Origin of the sequence: Actinomadura madurae (genome assembly GCF_047130825.1) — a bacterium.
GTDB lineage: Bacteria > Actinomycetota > Actinomycetes > Streptosporangiales > Streptosporangiaceae > Spirillospora > Spirillospora madurae.
On sequence record NZ_CP083237.1, the window covers coordinates 5693060 to 5708689 of the forward strand.

The window sequence follows — 15630 nt, forward strand, 5'->3', positions numbered from 1 at the left end:
CCGAGCAGCACGAAGACCGGCTCCCGCGCGCACCGCGGGAGCCGGTCGGCATCCGAAGGGCTCGGGACTAGCCGGGCGGGACGTCCCCTCGCCCGGTCTGCGCGCCGAGGAGGCGGGTCAGGTGATCGATGTCCTGCTGGAGCAGCGCCACCGCCCCGAGCGGGGTCGGCGGCGCCTCGGGAGCGCGCCCGGCCTCGCGGACCACCATCGCCACCGCGTTCGCCGCGATCTGCTCGGCCACCGGCTCGGCGGGATGGCCCGGGGACGGATGGAACCACCAGGCCACCCAGTTGCACATGCCGATGATCGACAGGGCGGTGATGCGCGCGTCGACCGGGCGGAAGCGGCCGGCCCTCACCCCCTCCTCGATGACGGCCGTGACCTCGTGCAGGACGGCCCGCCGGCCCTCAAGGTGCTTCTCCGCGATCTCCCGGGGGAGCGCCTGCTCGCTGCGGTCGAGCGTCCGGAACTGCGTCGGCTGCTCGGCGCGGCGCATGACCAGGTCGCGCACGAGCATGCGCAGCTTCTCCGTCGGGTCGAGATCGGTCCGTTGCCGGACCTCCCGCAACGAGCTCACCGCGCTCTCGGTCGTCGCCGTGACCATCGCGACGAGCAGCTCTTCCTTGCTCTTGACGTAGTTGTAGAGGTTGGGACGGCTCAGCCCGACCGCGTCCGCGACGTCCTGCAGCGTGGTCCCTTCGTAGCCGCGTTCGGCGAACAGGCGCATGGCCTGGTCGACGATCTCGCTCATCAGCAGCTTGCGCCGGGGCGCCGCGCCCCGACGGGACTCGGCGCGGCCACCGGACCGCCCCTGCGCCTGGGAACCCTCCGCCGTCACCACGTCCACCCCTCGGTCGCGAGCCGTCATGTGCGCCGTTCCAGCCTTGCGCCACCCTAGCCGCGGGCCGCGCACCCGCACGCGAAGGCCGATCTCTCGCGGGACACGCCATGACGTTGGCCGTGAGGATGCGATCACGGAATGCGGTCGGCGTCCCTTCGGCGAGCCGACTCCGGTGACGGGGTCAGAGGTCGTCGAAGCTGATCTCTCGCATCGTCCCGTCCGGGCCCGGCTCGAATATTCTGGGCTCGCCCATGTTCGCGACCACTTCGGCGTAGGCGGCTTCACGCTCGGCCTGTTCACGTCCCGTCGGGTCGGTCACCCGGAACCCGAGCACAGGGATCTCATCGCTGTCGATGTCATCGGCTTCGATGCGGCCTTCGATCACGAAACCGAACAGGGCGCGCAAAGCGTCCTCGCCCATTTCCAGCGGATGGAACGGCAGTGGATACGGGCCCTCGTCGTCGAAGACCGGGTCCGGTCCGACGGGGCGTTCTCCCGCCCAGTACGGCCGCTCGAAATCGAAGGGTTCCCCGATGTTCTCCATGATTCCGCTGTCCGGGGACAAGCTCAGCGACCGCACCAGCTTCCCGTCCTCCCAGACCGCGAACGCGAGCCAGTCGACGACCGAATGCATCCCGTGCATGACGATCCGGCGTCCCGCGCCGAGCCGCCGCAGATGTTCAGGCAGTTCCGACGGATAATCGTGGACGAGCCTGCGGTCGATGACCAATTCCGTCCCGGGCAGCGTGAGCGCGTAGGTCACGTCGTCGGGCGGATAGGTGTAGTCGAGAGTGCCGTCCTCGATCGCCTCGACCGCATACCCCGGATGAATCTTCCGGACCAGGTTCTCGGTCGCGGTCCGATCCGACTGCGACGCCCCGGCCAGTGCCGAACGAATGTCGCCTTCGGTGAAGGCGAGCAACGCCGTCTTCGCTCCCATGCCACCCCTCACGCCTCCATGTGCAGGCACCTGCCCCTGCACGTGCCCGGTGACTCTATGGGGCGGCCCTGACATCCCGGCCGACCGATGGCTCGGGGACCCCTGAATCTCCGAAGGCCGTCTGGTGGGCGGCGGCGCAGGTGTGCGGGAGGTCGACCGGGACGACGACGCTGCCGGTGGTCGTCAGCTGGGGGGTGAACGGGATCGCGCGGACGCGGGCGGAGCGGATCTCCGCGACCTGGTCGGCCGGCAGGACGGTCCAGCTGCGCGGGTTGGAACCGACCTCGACGATGGTGTCCTGGACGGTCCCGGCGACACGGGCTTCGACCCCGGCCTTGCGCATCGCGGCCGCCACGGCCTCGGGCAGGAACTGGCCGTGGTCCCGTGACGGGATCCGCAGTTCGCCGACGGCGAGATCGGCCAGGTCGACCGCCGAGCGTCCGGCGGCGCGGTGCTGAGCGGACACGATCGCGAACAGTTGCTCCGTCCACGTCGGCAGCACCCTCAGCCCGGGCGCCGAACGCACCCCTCGGGCCAGTGCGAGATCGATCTCCCCTCGTCGCACGGAGTCCAGACGAGCCGAAAGTGGCAGGTCGACCAGCTCGACGTCGACGCCGAGCGCCGAGGGGTGCTCGCGCAGCGCGTCGATCCCGCGTTCCAGGCGGGCGGTGAACCCGGCGGCGGTGCCGATGCGCATGATGCCCGCCGGCGCGCCGGCGGCGGCCTTGACCCGATCCGCGGCGGCGAGCGCCTCACGCGCCGCGGCGAGCACCCGGTGGCCCGCGGCGGTGAGCCGGACCGGGCGCGGTGAGCGGTCCAGCAACCGGACTCCCAGTTCCCGTTCCAGTTGAGCGATCCGCCTGCTGACCGCGGGCTGGGCGATGTGCAGCCGCTCGGCGGCCCGGCCGAAGTGCAGTTCGTCCGCGACCGCGACGAAGTAGCGCAGTGCGCGCAGTTCCACGGAGCCGCCCCCTGTTCTGCGACGATGCCTTCAGGTTATCGAGCGCGTCCGAACTGGTTCTGGTCTCCGTTGGGGTGTGCCGCTGAGATCGGAACATGGACATCGACCTGGGGCTGCTCGGCGCCCACCTGCGCGAGCACGAGGTGAGCCCGGAGAGCGCAATGGACGTGGAAAGGGCCGGCTACGGCACGCTTTGGCTGGACGCATCGCCACCGGCCGACCTCGCCTTCGCGGAGAAGCTGCTGGACGCCACGACCCGGCTGGTGGTCGGCACGAGCGTGGTCAACGTGTGGACAGCTGACGCCGAGATCGTCGCCGCCTCTTACCACCGGATCGTCGCCAGGCATCCCGGCCGGTTCGTTCTCGGCATCGGGATCGGGCACCGCGAGGTCCACGCCGAGTGGGCGTCGCCCTATGACACCCTCGTGTCCTACCTGGATCGACTGGCGCTGGGCGGCGTCCCGGCCGAGCGGGTGGTGCTGGCCGCCCTCGGTCCGAGAATGACGCGGCTGGCCCGCGACCGCACCGCGGGCACCCTCCCCTGCATGGTCACGCCCGAGCACACCCGGTGGGCGAGGGAGGTCCTCGGCGCGGGCAGGCTGGTACTCCCCGGCCACTTCGCGCTGCCGGAGCCCGACGCCGAACGGGCCCGCGCCGTCGCCCGGGCCGCACCGCCCGGGCAGGCGTTGCAGGTCACCAACTACGCGAGCAACCTCCGGCGCCTGGGCTTCACCGACGCGGACCTCTCCGGCACCGGTAGCGACCGCCTCACCGACGCGCTGGTCGCCCACGGCGGCCCGGCCGACCTCGCGCGCGGCCTGATCGCGCACCTCGACGCCGGCGCGGACCAGGTCGGCGTCTACCCCCTCGGCGACGACCCCGTCGCCACCCTCCGAGCGGCCGCCGACGCCGTGCTGGGGACCCGTGGGTGATCGGGCGTTGACAAGCCCTGCGGGGCTTCTGTGACCTGTATCCATGCACTTCGGAACCAGGCAGCCGCTCATCTTCCCGATCGGCCACTCCATGGGTGAGATCGGGGACGGCCCGGAGCGAGCACACGTCATCCGGCGGGGCGGCGACCTGGTCGAGGTGGATCGCCGCCGGTTCGAACTGTGGAGACTGGCGCGGGGGAAGAAGGGCGAAGAGCCCGGCCGGCGTGGGTGGACCCGCCGGGTGGTGGAGCGGGAGGCCCGCCGGCTCGGTGTCGCCGACCCCGCGGCGATCGTGGACGGGCTGGTCGCCGACGGCCTGATCGCCGAGCTGGTCCCCGACCGGAAGGCGGCCCATCGGTTCGCCCTCGCCTACCATCTGCACCCCTTGATGCTCGGTCTGGGGAACACGAGGCTCGAACCGTGGCTCTACGGCATCGGGTTCGGCGAGGAGCCGGTGCTGCGGGTCCGGCGCGACCTGTTCAGCATCTGGGAATGGGCACCCGGCGACGACAACCTCTGGAAGGCCTGCCAGGCGTACGCGGACGTGGAGGTCACGGCAGGTGGAACGGACCGCGACCACACCGACCCGCGGCGGGTGCTCATGCGCTTGGTGAAGTCACTGCACCTGTTCACCTCGGCCTCGGCCGCGTACCTCGATGTAGCGCGACGCTCCGGGGCTTCGTGACGCCTAACCTTGTCCGCATGATCGAACCGAGCCGGGACGGGGTCGCGCTCATCTTCCCGGTGGGCCATGAGATGGGCCTCACGTATGTCGCGCGCCCGGCTCCCAACGCCTACCTTGAGCGCGAGTACGAAACTCCGGTCTCGGGCATCGGCGACGGGATGGCCCTGCCCGACCCTCGTCCGCTTCGCGCGGTGGTCGAGCCGAAGGGTCACCGAGTACGGATCGCCGACCGGTCGGTGAGGCTGTCTGACGAGGAGGTCGCGATCTGGCGGCTGACCCATGGCGCGGCGGACGGCACCGAGAGCCGGCCGTTGACTCGGACGATGCTGGACGAGCAGGCCCGTGCCGACGGCCATCGCGAGCCTGACCGGCTGATCGACCGCCTCCTCGAACGAGGCGCTCTCGTCGAGGCGTCGCCGGGGACGGCCGACGCCGTCGCGTTCGCACGCCGGCACCGGCTGCGCCCGCTGATGGTCGGCTTCGGCAACACCGCGGAGGAGCCGTCCAGCTTCGGTATCGGCTATGCCGACCAGCCCGTGGTGCGGCTCCCGCGCGACCTGTACCTGGTGTGGCAGTGGAGCGATCTCTCCGATCTCTGGGCCACCTGCGAGCGCCTGGCGGGCGCCGCCGCCGAGCCGGATTCGTCCCCCTCAAGCGACCCCGAAGGTGTGGTGACTCGGGTACTGGGCGCCTTGCATTTCCTGCTCGCGCATCACGTCGTGTACCTGGACAGGGTCAGCGGCAGCTAGACCCTGGGTCTGGACCGCGCGCCGGATGTGTGGTGAGCTGCGAAAACCCCTTATCAGCACATCCCGGTCAGCGGACAAGATCACTGATTTCGGCTCAAGGACATCAGGAGTGGCTGATGACTGCTCTGTCGATTCTCCCGGATGCCCCGCAGGAGACCGATGCCGCCTTCCTGCGCCGCCTCCTGGCTGCGAACGACGCGACGCAGGCCCTGCAGATCGCCGTGGACCACGTCGTGGAGGCCCTCGGCTGCGCCGTGTCCTGGGCGGGGCTGATCGAGGGCGAGTACCTGGTGATGGGCGCGCACGCCGGCCTGATCTCGACCGAGATGTCGTCGGCGTGGCGGCTGAAGGTCGGGGAGGGTATCGGCGGCCGGGTGGCGGCGGAGCGCAGGCCGTACATGAGCCGCGACTACCGGCACGACTCGCGCCGCGTGCCGTTGATGAAGCGGCTGATCGACAACGAGGGGATCCAGGCGACGCTCGTGGTTCCGCTGCTGATGGGCGACGAGGCGCTCGGCGTTCTGTACGCCGCCCAGCGGCGCCCCTATCCGTGGGCCGAGGCGGAGCAGCAGGTGCTCGACCGGATCGGCCAGGACCTGGCGATCCGGTTGCGGCAGCTCGACGTCGACGGCCGGCGCGAGGAGCGGGTGCGGGTCGCCGAACTGAAGTACGAGCGGACGCTCGGCGCGCAGCGCGAATGCGCGGTGCTCGCGGGCAGTCTCGCCGCGCAGGAGGACTCCGGCGCTGCGCTGGACCTTCTGGCTCTCAAGGTGGGCGGGCTGGTCGAGCTGCGGAACCGTGACGGCCGGCTGCTCCGCTCGGCGGGGGACGTCGGGGACGGCAACCCCAGGGTGGTCTGGAGGCGCGAGCTCCAGGGAACCGGCGGCCTGACCATGTCCGTCGTCGACGTCGTGGATCTCGACGAGGTCGCCGCCGCGACCGTCGAGCTCGCGACCGGCCTGTTCCGCCTGCAGTTCCTCCGCCTGCGGGAGCACGAGCGGACCGTCGAGCAGCTCCACGGGGAGATGCTCGACCAGCTCCTGACCGGACGCATCGCCGACCCCGACTCGTTCAGGCAGCGGCTCCTCACCATGGGGTTCTCCGCCGACGAGGGGCAGGTCGTCGTGATCGGCAGCAAGCGCGGCGACGTCGGACGCGACTCACAGCTCGCCGACGTCCTCGCCGGCGCCTTCGCCGGGTGCACGACCGGGGTGCGTTCGGGACGGCTGGTGGCGCTGGTGGAGCCCGGTCCCGACGTTCGCGCCCGGCTGGAATCGGTGCTGGCGCGCGTCCCGTACCGCGATCTGGTCGCCGGCTTGGGCCGCCCCTGCCAGGACCTCGGTGATTACGCGATGTCGTACGACCAGGCGCGGGCCGCGTGCGAACTCGGGCTGCGCGGCACGGGCAGGTCCCCGGTTCTGACCGCGCACGACCTCGGGATCGTCCCACTGGCGAGCGTCCCGCTCGGGCATCTGCGCACGATGGTCCGGGACACTCTCGGACCGCTGCTGGACGCGGACGACCAGCGCGGAACCGACCTGGTGGAGACGTTGCACGCCTACCTGAGCAACGACCGCCACCTCCCCGCCACGGCCTCGGCTCTGCACGTGCACTACAACACGGTGCGCAACCGGATCGCGCGTGTCGAGGAACTGCTCGACGTCGACGTCCGTGACGTCGAGCACCGGTACCGGCTGGAGACCGCGCTCCGGATGCACGCGCTCACCCGCGCGTTCTCCGAGGTCGACGAGGATGTCACGGCGTGACAGGGGCGCGCTGAATTGATGGCGCGGCAAGACCTGGAGTGATGCGGGTCACTCTCGGCACGGTGAAACCCCACCGACCGAGAGGACGCCATGAAGCTCATCACGTTCACGGCCGACGGCCAGGTCCACGTCGGCGCGATCGACGGTTCGGGCGCGTATGCGATCAGCCTGACGTCCGCCTCGAAGGGCGACCCGCGCTTCGCCTCGATGCTCGATCTCATCCGCGGCGGCGAGCCGGCCCTGTCCGACGCGGCCGAGCTGGTCGAGCTGCACCCGGTGGACGCCGCCTTCGACCTGGAGACGGTGACGCTGAAGGCACCGTTGCCGAATCCCGTGCGCCTGCGTGACTGCTCGCTGTTCATCGAGCATCTGCAGCCCGCGTTCCGCGGGATGGCGCGCAAGCTCGCCTCCACGGCGGACGACCCCGAGGCGGAGTACGAGCGGCTGGTGGCGACGGGCCGGTACGACACGCCCGAGGTGTTCTCCCAGCAGGTCATCTACTACAACGCCGACCACACCGCGATCAGCGGGCCGGGCGACCTCATCGTCGCCCCGCGGGAGACGCGCCAGCTCGACTACGAGCTGGAGTTCGCCGCCGTCATCGGCCGGACCGGCCGGGACATCGGCGCGGAGGACGCCGCCGAAGCGATCTTCGGCTACACGATCTTCAACGACTGGAGCTGCCGGGACCTGCAGTCGACCGCGATGGGCTCCCAGCTCGGCCCGTCGCGCGGCAAGGACTTCGACGGCTCCAACACCCTCGGCCCGTGCATCGTCACCGCGGACGAGATCACCTCGCCCTACGACCTGGAACTGACCGCCCGGGTCAACGGGGAGATGTGGTCCCACGGGTCCAGCTCGACGATGCACCACTCCTTCGAGGAGGCCGTGGCGCACTTCAGCCTCGGCCGCACCGTCCACGCCGGCGAGGTCCTCGGCACGGGCACGGTCATGAGCGGCAGCCCGGTCGAGATCGGCAAGGAGCTCAAGGACGGCGACGAGATCGAGCTCGAGGTCTCCGGCATCGGCGTCCTGCGCAACCGTGTCCAACTCCCCTACTGAGGTCAGGAAGGCAACCACCATGACCACACTCGTCGACCTGTCCCGGACGCTCGATCCGGCCAACCGCGAGCTCGTCCCCGAGGCGTACAAGGCGCTGGAGACCGTCCTCGCACCGAAGATCCACTACCTCCGCCCCGGCGGCGAGGGCAGGGACCGGATGACCGACATCTTCGGCTGCCCGCCCGAGCACCTGCCGAACCAGGAGGGCTGGGGCGAGGACTGGCTCACGGAGATGAACACCCACTGCGGCACCCACGTCGACGCGCCGCTCCACAGCGGCAGCCTCATCGAGGGCAAGCCGGCGCGCACCATCAGCGACATCGATCTGTCGGAGCTGTACCGGCCGGGCATGGTGCTCGACGTACGGCCCTGGGCCAGGCCCGGCGAGGCCATCCCGATCGAGGCGCTGGAGCAGGCGATCGCCGCGACGGGCCGTGAGGTCCGGCAGGGCGACGCGCTGCTGCTGCGCACCGGCCAGGAGCGCTACCAGCCGAAGGACCCCGAGTTCTTCAACTACCCGGGCATGAGCGGCGACGGCACGCGATACCTGACGGGCCTGGGAGCGACCGTGCTCGGCACCGACGCCATGGCGTGGGACCGCCCCTTCCCGGTGATGAAGGCGGCCTACGAGAAGACCGGCGACCCCAGGGAACTGTGGGACGGGCACTTCGCCATCGCCGACAAGGAGGCGTTCATCATCCAGCAGCTGGACAACCTCGCCGCCCTGCCGCCGGCCGGGTTCGAGGTCGGCTTCTTCCCGATCAAGCTGCCCAAGACCAGCGCCTCACCCTGCCGGGTTGTCGCTTTCCTCAACGACTGAACGGGGCACGAGCATGTCCATCCACCCCAGGCGCGGCGCCGGAATAGCCGCTGTCACGGCGGCCCTCATGGTGATAACGGCATGTGGCGGCGTCAAGGACGCCTCCCAGAACCGGGACGCGACGGCCGGCCTCGCCGACGCCAAGCTGGTCGCCCCCTTCGCAGGCATGGAGTGCAAGGAAGGCACCAAGCCGACCGGAAAGCCGATCGTGGTCGGCGCGTCCCTGAGCCTCACGGGCGCGCTGGCGCCGACCGGCCTCGTCCACGAGCAGGTCGGGGAGATCGTGGCCGAGTGGGTCGGCGAGTGCGGCGGCATCGACGGCCGCCCGATCCAGTGGAAGGTGCTCGACGACCAGTCGACCCCGGCCCAGGTCACGTCGAACTACTCGCGGCTCATCGGCGACAAGGTCGACCTCGTCATGGGCCCCTACGGCGGCGCCGCGACGCTCGCCGGCGCCGGTCCGGTCACCAAGGCCGGCTACGCGTACCCGACCGCGACGAACGGGGCGCCCGACAAGCTCATCGGGGAGAACCACTTCCCGAGCTGGCAGATCGGCGGCGGCGTCTCCGACCCGTCGCAGATGTTCGACGCGCAGGCGAAGACGCTGGTCGAGGCGCTCAAGTCCAGCGGCAACGCACCGAAGTCGATGTTCCTCGCGACGGCCAAGTTCCCCACGACCCTCAGCTACACCGCCGCGATCGAGAAGGCGTTCAAGGCCGCCGGCGTCAAGATCGCCGGGTCGGTCCAGTACGACATGGGCACGACGGACTTCAGCTCCATCGCCACCCGGATCTCCAGCCAGCGACCGGACCTGGTCTACCTCGGCTCGCTCGGCGCGGACGTGACCAACATCTACCAGGCGTTCGACACGATCGGGTACAAGCCGAAGACCGTGTACGCCGCCCTGCCGTCACCGGCCTCGATCGCGGGCCTCGGGGACAAGGCCGAGGGGATGCTGCTCTCCTCGATCTACGAGAACCACGCGCCGCTCGGCGACACCGACATCGCGCGGTACTTCGCCAAGAGCTTCAGCGAGGCGGCCAAGGCGAAGAAGCTCTTCCCGCTGGTCGAGACCCAGGCGGCCGCCGGATTCGCCGCCTGGCAGATCCTGCTGACCGCCGTCGGCGAGGTGGGCGTCGACAACAAGAAGATCATCGCCTGGCTCAACGGCAACAAGGTCGACACGATCGTCGGCCGGCTGTCGTTCGACGGCTACAACAACTACGGCGCCGACCTCAACCGGGTGACGCAGATCCAGGACGGCAAGCGCGTCCTCGTCTGGCCGAAGGACATCGCGGGAGCCGAGATCCGGTACGAGCCCTGACCGTCCCGCTCGCCTGAGCATGCCATGCGGGTGCGGTGGGCCCACGCGGCCCGCCGCACCCGCGCTACCCGGAAGGACCGCAGAATGGCGGTATCGACGCTGGCCTTGGCGCAGACGTTGCTGAACGGGCTGTTCATGGGCTGCCTGTTCGGGAGCATCGCGCTGGGGATCACGATGAAGTGGGGCCACCTCGGCGTCCCCGACTTCTTCCACCTCTCGCTCACACTGCTGGGCGCATACCTGACCTACACGCTGCTCACCGAGCTGCTGTGGAGCCCGTTCCTGACGCTGGTCGTCACGGTGCCGGCGTTCTTCCTGGTCGGCGTGGTGGTCCAGTACTTCCTGCACGTCATCAAGGCCGAGGGGTTCACCAGCCTGCTGCTCACGTTCGCCCTGTTCATCGCCGCCGAGGGCGTCGTGTCGATGATCTGGAGCCCGGATCTGCGGAGCATGCGGTCCTGGCTGTCGGAGGGGCTCACCGAGAGCATCCAGGTCGGCTCGCTGTCGGTGTCCCCGATCGACCTCGTCGCGGCGGTGTTCGCGGTGGTCATGGTCGGGGCGTCGGCGCTCGCCCTGCACCGCACCCGGTGGGGCCGGGCGGTCCAGGCGATGCGCCAGGACGGTTCGATCGCCGAGACCCTCGGCGTGCGGATCCTGCCCATCACCCTGGTCATCTCCGGGCTGGCGGCCGCGAGCGCCGCGGCCACCGGCATGGTGGTGGCGCTCAAGATGCCGCTGTCGCCCGGCCTGCCGCTGAACTGGGTCGGCACCGTGGTCGTGGCGACCCTGCTGGGCGGGCTCGGCCGGCCGCTCGGCGCGCTGCTCGCGGCGATCCTGCTGATGATGATCCAGAACGCCTGGTCGCTGTGGTTCCCGCCGGAGTGGTCGCCGGCGGTGACGTTCGGCCTGCTGTTCGCCTTCCTCGCCCTGCAACCCCTCGCGCGCCTCTTCCGGGAACGCCTGTCGTCGGGAGCCACCCGTGAATCGCTGGCTTGATCCGTCGCTCCGCCGGCCGCTGCTGATCGTGGCCGCCGGCGTGCTGCTCGTCCTCGCCGTCCCCGCGTTCGGCTCCGGCTTCGCGGTCTCGTTCGGCTACCAGTTCCTGATCTGGGTCGCGCTGGCGCTCAGCTGGAACCTGTTCTCCGGCAACTCGGGGTACGCGAGCTTCGGCCACGGCGTCTTCTTCGGCCTCGGCACCTACGCGGCCGCCGCGGTGCTCCGCTCGACCGACGCCCCCTTCGTCGTCGCGCTGCTCGTCGCGGGCGCGGTCGGGGGCGCGCTCGCCCTGCTCGTGGGGCTCGCGGTGTTCTCGTCGCCGCGCTTCGCCGGCGACCTGTTCGGCCTGGTGACGCTGGCGATGGCGTTCATCGTGATGACGATGGTGTCGAACGTGTCGTTCCTCGACGGCGGCACGGGCGTGTTCGTCCGGGAGCACACCGCGGGCAGCTGGATCGGCTCGTCCGCGCGCCACCTGTACATCGTGGCCGCTCTTCTGGCCGGGCTGAGCGCGGCCACGGCCGTCGCGACGTCCACCACGCGGTGGGGCACGGCCCTGCGGTCGATCCGCGACGACGAGGCGGTCGCCGAATCCCTGGGCGTGCCGACCTACCGGTACAAGGTCGTCGCCTTCGCGGTGAGCGGGGCGCTGGCCGGGCTGGCCGGTGCGCCGCAGGCGGTGTTCCTCGGCTACGTCGAGGTGGGCGCGGTCTTCGCGCTCAACATCCCGCTGTTCGTGATCATGATGGCGATTCTCGGCGGCATGGGCCGCTGGTGGGGGCCGGTCATCGGCGCCGGGCTGGTCGTGACGCTGCGCGAGGCGCTCCTCGGGCTGGGGTCGGCGGAGATGGCGCAGGTGATCGTGGGGTTGAGCCTCGTGGCCGTGATCGCGGTGATGCCCCAGGGCGTGTCCGGCTTCGTCTCGCGCGCCGGTGCGGCGCTCGGCGTCCGGGGAGGAGCACGATGACCCTGCTGCGCTGCGTCGACGTCACCAAGCGGTTCGGCGGGGTGACCGCCCTCGACCGCGTCGGCCTGGAGGTGTCGGAAGGCGAGATCGTGGGCCTGGTCGGGCCGAACGGCTCGGGCAAGACCACCCTGCTCAGCGGGATCGCGGGCTCGCTCGCGGTGACGGGCGGGTCCGTGGAGTTCCGCGGCAGGGACATCACCCGGTCCAGTCCGCACCGGCGCGCCCGCCTGGGGATCGCCCGGACCTTCCAGGTTCCGCGGCCGATGGGCTCGTTCACCGTCGTCGAGAACGTGGCGACCGCGTGCATGTTCGGCCGGGACCACATGGCCAGGTCGGCGGCGGTGGAGCGCGCCCGCGGCGTGCTCGACCGGGTCGGGCTGGGGAAGCACGCCGACCGCCCAGTCGACGTCCTGAACCTCCACGAGCGCAAGTTCCTAGAGATCGCCCGAGCGCTGGCGCTGGATCCGCAGCTGATCCTGCTCGACGAGGTCCTCGGCGGGCTGAACCCGTCGGAGACCGAGGAGGGGATGGAGCTGATCTCGTCGCTGCGGGACAGCGGGGTCGCCGTCGTCTACATCGAGCACAACGTCCGGGCGGTCGCGACCTTGGCCGACCGGATGTACGTGCTGAACCAGGGGCGCAACCTGGCCAGCGGCCGTCCCGAGGACGTGCTGGCCGAGGCCTCCGTGGTCGCCGCTTACCTGGGAGGAGTGGTCGATGCTTGACGTCAAGGGTCTCAGGGTCAGCTACGGCGAGGCGGTCGCTCTGCGCGGGGTGGATCTGCGGGTCGAGCCGGGCTCCGTCGTCTCGCTGGTCGGATCGAACGGCGCCGGCAAGAGCACCCTGGTCAAGGCGCTGATGGGCATGCAGCCCATCAGCGGCGGGACCGTCACGTTCGACGGGGACGACATCACGGGGCGGCCCGCGACGGACCGGCCCGCGCTCGGGATCGCCCTGGTGCCGGAGGGGCGGCGGCTGTTCAAGGACATGTCGGTGCGCGACAACCTGCTGATCGGCCTGCACCATCCGGTGGCCCGGCGCCGGGCGAGCGGCGCGCTGGACGAGGTGTACGAGCTGTTCCCGATCCTGGGCCGCCGTCCACGCCAGCTGGCGGGCACGCTGTCGGGCGGCGAGCAGCAGATGGTCGCGCTCGGCCGTGCCCTGATCTCCAGGCCGTCGCTGCTCGTGCTCGACGAGCCGTCGCTCGGGCTGGCGCCCATCGTCGTGCGGGAGGTCTTCGCCACGATCGAGCGCGTGACCGCCGCCGGCGTCACGGTCCTGCTGGCCGAGCAGAACATGCAGAAGGCCCTGGAGCTGTCGGACCGGGGCTACGTCCTCGCCGACGGCACGGTGGTCCTTGAGGACACCGGTGCCGCGCTGTTGAAGTCCGACAGCGTGCGCAAGGCGTATCTCGGGGACCGATGAGCACGGCAGCCGGCGGGCCGCCGCGGCTGGGCCGCGCCCCGTGGACGACGGCCGGCGACCTCGACGCCGCGCAGCGCGGCCTGGTCGACCGGATCCGGGACGACTGGGGCGACGGTTCGCTCGGTGTGAGCCCCTTCGACTCCGGCGGCCGCCTGGTCGGCCCGTTCGACCTGATGGCGGCGAGCCCGCACGTGGGCGCGGCCGTGCTGGAGGCCGCGGCCAGCTTCCGTGACTCGGACCTGGCGGTCATCGAGCGTGAGCTGGTGATCCTGGTCGTCGCGGTCGCGGAGCGCGCCGGCTTCATGTGGGCGGGGCACCGTCCGGTGGCGCTGGCGGCGGGCCTCGCCCCCGAGGCGGCCGAGAGCATTCGCGCGGGCGAGGTGCCCCGGTTCGGCGAGCCGCTGCGCACCGTCCATCGCGTGGCCCGCCGCCTCGTCGACGAAGGCGACCTCGACGACGCCGCGTTCGACGACGCCGTCGACCGGCTCGGCTGGAGACGGCTGCAGGAGGTCGTCTGGCTGACCGGTCTCTACCGAGCCCTCGGGCTCGCCATGCGGGTCGCCCGCAGCCCCCTACCCGGAACGGATCTGGCCGGAACAGAGCTGGAAGGACGAGACGAACGTGACCACTGAGGCGATCCTGCGGGACTACCTCTCGGCGGCGATCCGGCGCCACGGATCGCGCCGCGCCGTGGTGGCAGGCGGCGAGACCTGGACGTACGCGGACCTGGAGCGCGCGTCGCGGGCGGTCGCGGGCCACCTCGCCGAGCTCGGCACCGGGCCGGGCGACCCGGTCGCGATCATCCTGCGGAACGGCGCCGAGTACGTGGTGGCCGACCTCGCCATCGCGCTGCTCGGGGCGGCGAAGGTCCCGCTGAACCTGATGCTGTCGACCGAGGAGCAGGCGTACATCCTGGCGGACTCCGGCGCGCGGGTGTGCCTGATCGAGGCGGACCGGCTCGACGTGATCGGGGCCGCGCGCGAGCACGGCGCCGATCCGCTGGTCGTGGTCCGCGGCGGCGGGGCCGGCCCGGGATCCTGGGACGCCGCGGTGAGCCACGCGCCGCTCGCCGCCGAGCCGCCCGTGCCGCCGGACGCGCTGGCGCTGATCATGTACACCGGCGGCACGACGGGACGGCCGAAGGGCGTGCTGCACACGCAGCGCGGGATCGCGGCGAACCTGCTCTCGCACCTGGTCGAGATGGAGCTCGGCGCCGCGGACGTGCTGCTGCTGACGTCGCCGCTGCCGCACAGCGCCGGCTTCCTGCTGCAGGCCGCGCTCTCCAAGGGGGCGTCGGTGTTCGTCGAGCAGGGCTTCGACATCGAGGTGGTCCTCGACCGCATCTCCCGCGACCGGGTCACCTACCTGTTCATGGTGCCGACGATGATCTACAGGCTGATCGACGCGGTGGCCGCCCGCGCGGACATCGACACGAGTTCGGTGCGCACCATCCTGTACGGCGCCGCGCCGATCAGCCTCGAACGGCTCCGGGACGGCCTGCGCAGGTTCGGGCCGGTGTTCGTGCAGCTGTACGCGCAGTCGGAGGCGCCGAACTTCCTGACCCGTTTGCGCCGCGACGACCACCGCGTCGAGGGACGGGACGTGCGCCGCCTCGCCAGCTGCGGCCAGCCGGTGGTGATGGCCCGGGTCGAGGTGCGCAAGGAGGACGGGTCGGCATGCGAGCCGGGCGAGGTCGGGGAGGTCGTCGCCCGCGCGCCGTACACGATGATCGGCTACCTGGGCCGGGAGCCGGAGACCGCCGAGGCCCTGCGCGACGGCTGGCTGCACACCGGCGACCTCGGCTACCTCGACGAGGACGGCTACCTGTACCTCGTGGACCGCAAGAACGACATGATCATCACCGGTGGGCTCAACGTGTACTCCACCGAGGTCGAGCAGGCGCTCGTCCGGGTCCCCGGCGTGCAGGAGGCGGCCGTCACCGGCGTCCCGCACCCGGACTGGGGCGAGGCCGTCGTCGCGTTCGTCGTGCCCGAGCGGTCCGACGTGACGGCCGAGGCGATCCAGGCCGTGGCCCGCGAAGCCCTGAGCGCCTACAAGCGTCCCAAGCGGGTCGTCCTCGTCCCGTCGCTGCCGGTGACGGCGGTGGGGAAGATCGACAAGAAGGAACTGCGGCAGGGGTGGCCGGGCTGGTGACCAAAAGG

Annotated in this window: 16 protein-coding genes; 13 read left to right on the top strand and 3 right to left on the bottom strand. The window is 71.1% G+C overall.

Annotated elements, in window-relative coordinates:
• Positions 1 to 67: 67 nt before the first annotated feature.
• The 3 genes from K8Z49_RS25665 to K8Z49_RS25675 form a co-directional block, all read right to left on the bottom strand.
• Positions 68 to 868, bottom strand: coding sequence for a TetR/AcrR family transcriptional regulator (locus tag K8Z49_RS25665; protein WP_024934389.1), 801 nt, complete (start codon positions 866 to 868; stop codon positions 68 to 70).
• A gap of 154 nt (positions 869 to 1022) precedes the next feature.
• Entirely contained in the window at positions 1023 to 1781 is a 759-nt protein-coding gene (locus K8Z49_RS25670) for a DUF6928 family protein (RefSeq protein WP_075024527.1), read from the bottom strand.
• A 55-nt stretch (positions 1782 to 1836) separates the two neighbouring features.
• Positions 1837 to 2742, bottom strand: a complete 906-nt coding sequence (locus K8Z49_RS25675; protein WP_021591156.1) for a LysR family transcriptional regulator — start codon at positions 2740 to 2742, stop codon at positions 1837 to 1839.
• Between the two features lie 95 nt (positions 2743 to 2837).
• On the opposite strand from K8Z49_RS25675, the gene K8Z49_RS25680 reads away from it, so the two are divergent.
• The 13 genes from K8Z49_RS25680 (at position 2838) to K8Z49_RS25740 (ending at position 15622) form a co-directional block, all read left to right on the top strand.
• Positions 2838 to 3674, top strand: a complete 837-nt coding sequence (locus K8Z49_RS25680; RefSeq protein ID WP_075024526.1) for a TIGR03620 family F420-dependent LLM class oxidoreductase — start codon at positions 2838 to 2840, stop codon at positions 3672 to 3674.
• 43 nt (positions 3675 to 3717) lie between these two features.
• Positions 3718 to 4359, top strand: coding sequence for a hypothetical protein (locus tag K8Z49_RS25685; RefSeq protein WP_021591158.1), 642 nt, complete (start codon positions 3718 to 3720; stop codon positions 4357 to 4359).
• A gap of 17 nt (positions 4360 to 4376) precedes the next feature.
• Positions 4377 to 5108 (top strand): hypothetical protein, encoded by a 732-nt coding sequence (locus K8Z49_RS25690; protein WP_021591159.1) that lies wholly within the window; start codon positions 4377 to 4379, stop codon positions 5106 to 5108.
• Between the two features lie 116 nt (positions 5109 to 5224).
• The gene (locus K8Z49_RS25695) at positions 5225 to 6874 is read left to right on the top strand and encodes a helix-turn-helix domain-containing protein (RefSeq protein WP_075024523.1); all 1650 of its coding nucleotides are present in this window, start codon (positions 5225 to 5227) and stop codon (positions 6872 to 6874) included.
• A 90-nt stretch (positions 6875 to 6964) separates the two neighbouring features.
• Positions 6965 to 7936 (top strand): fumarylacetoacetate hydrolase family protein, encoded by a 972-nt coding sequence (locus K8Z49_RS25700; RefSeq protein ID WP_075024522.1) that lies wholly within the window; start codon positions 6965 to 6967, stop codon positions 7934 to 7936.
• Positions 7937 to 7955: 19 nt separating this feature from the next.
• Positions 7956 to 8756 (top strand): cyclase family protein, encoded by an 801-nt coding sequence (locus tag K8Z49_RS25705; protein ID WP_021591162.1) that lies wholly within the window; start codon positions 7956 to 7958, stop codon positions 8754 to 8756.
• A 67-nt stretch (positions 8757 to 8823) separates the two neighbouring features.
• Positions 8824 to 10080, top strand: coding sequence for an ABC transporter substrate-binding protein (locus K8Z49_RS25710; protein WP_412515421.1), 1257 nt, complete (start codon positions 8824 to 8826; stop codon positions 10078 to 10080).
• A gap of 84 nt (positions 10081 to 10164) precedes the next feature.
• Positions 10165 to 11076, top strand: a complete 912-nt coding sequence (locus K8Z49_RS25715; RefSeq protein ID WP_412515422.1) for a branched-chain amino acid ABC transporter permease — start codon at positions 10165 to 10167, stop codon at positions 11074 to 11076.
• The gene (locus K8Z49_RS25720; RefSeq protein WP_412515423.1) at positions 11060 to 12043 is read left to right on the top strand and encodes a branched-chain amino acid ABC transporter permease; all 984 of its coding nucleotides are present in this window, start codon (positions 11060 to 11062) and stop codon (positions 12041 to 12043) included. Before K8Z49_RS25715 ends, K8Z49_RS25720 begins: the two co-directional genes overlap by 17 nt.
• Complete coding sequence (locus tag K8Z49_RS25725; protein WP_021591166.1) at positions 12040 to 12768, top strand: ABC transporter ATP-binding protein; 729 nt, start codon at positions 12040 to 12042, stop codon at positions 12766 to 12768. The genes K8Z49_RS25720 and K8Z49_RS25725 overlap by 4 nt, the downstream gene beginning before the upstream one ends.
• Complete coding sequence (locus K8Z49_RS25730; protein ID WP_075024518.1) at positions 12761 to 13468, top strand: ABC transporter ATP-binding protein; 708 nt, start codon at positions 12761 to 12763, stop codon at positions 13466 to 13468. Before K8Z49_RS25725 ends, K8Z49_RS25730 begins: the two co-directional genes overlap by 8 nt.
• A complete protein-coding gene (locus K8Z49_RS25735; RefSeq protein WP_075024517.1) occupies positions 13465 to 14100 on the top strand; it encodes a carboxymuconolactone decarboxylase family protein in 636 nt (211 codons plus the stop codon). Before K8Z49_RS25730 ends, K8Z49_RS25735 begins: the two co-directional genes overlap by 4 nt.
• Positions 14090 to 15622 (top strand): class I adenylate-forming enzyme family protein, encoded by a 1533-nt coding sequence (locus K8Z49_RS25740; RefSeq protein WP_111830662.1) that lies wholly within the window; start codon positions 14090 to 14092, stop codon positions 15620 to 15622. Before K8Z49_RS25735 ends, K8Z49_RS25740 begins: the two co-directional genes overlap by 11 nt.
• Positions 15623 to 15630: the final 8 nt, after the last annotated feature.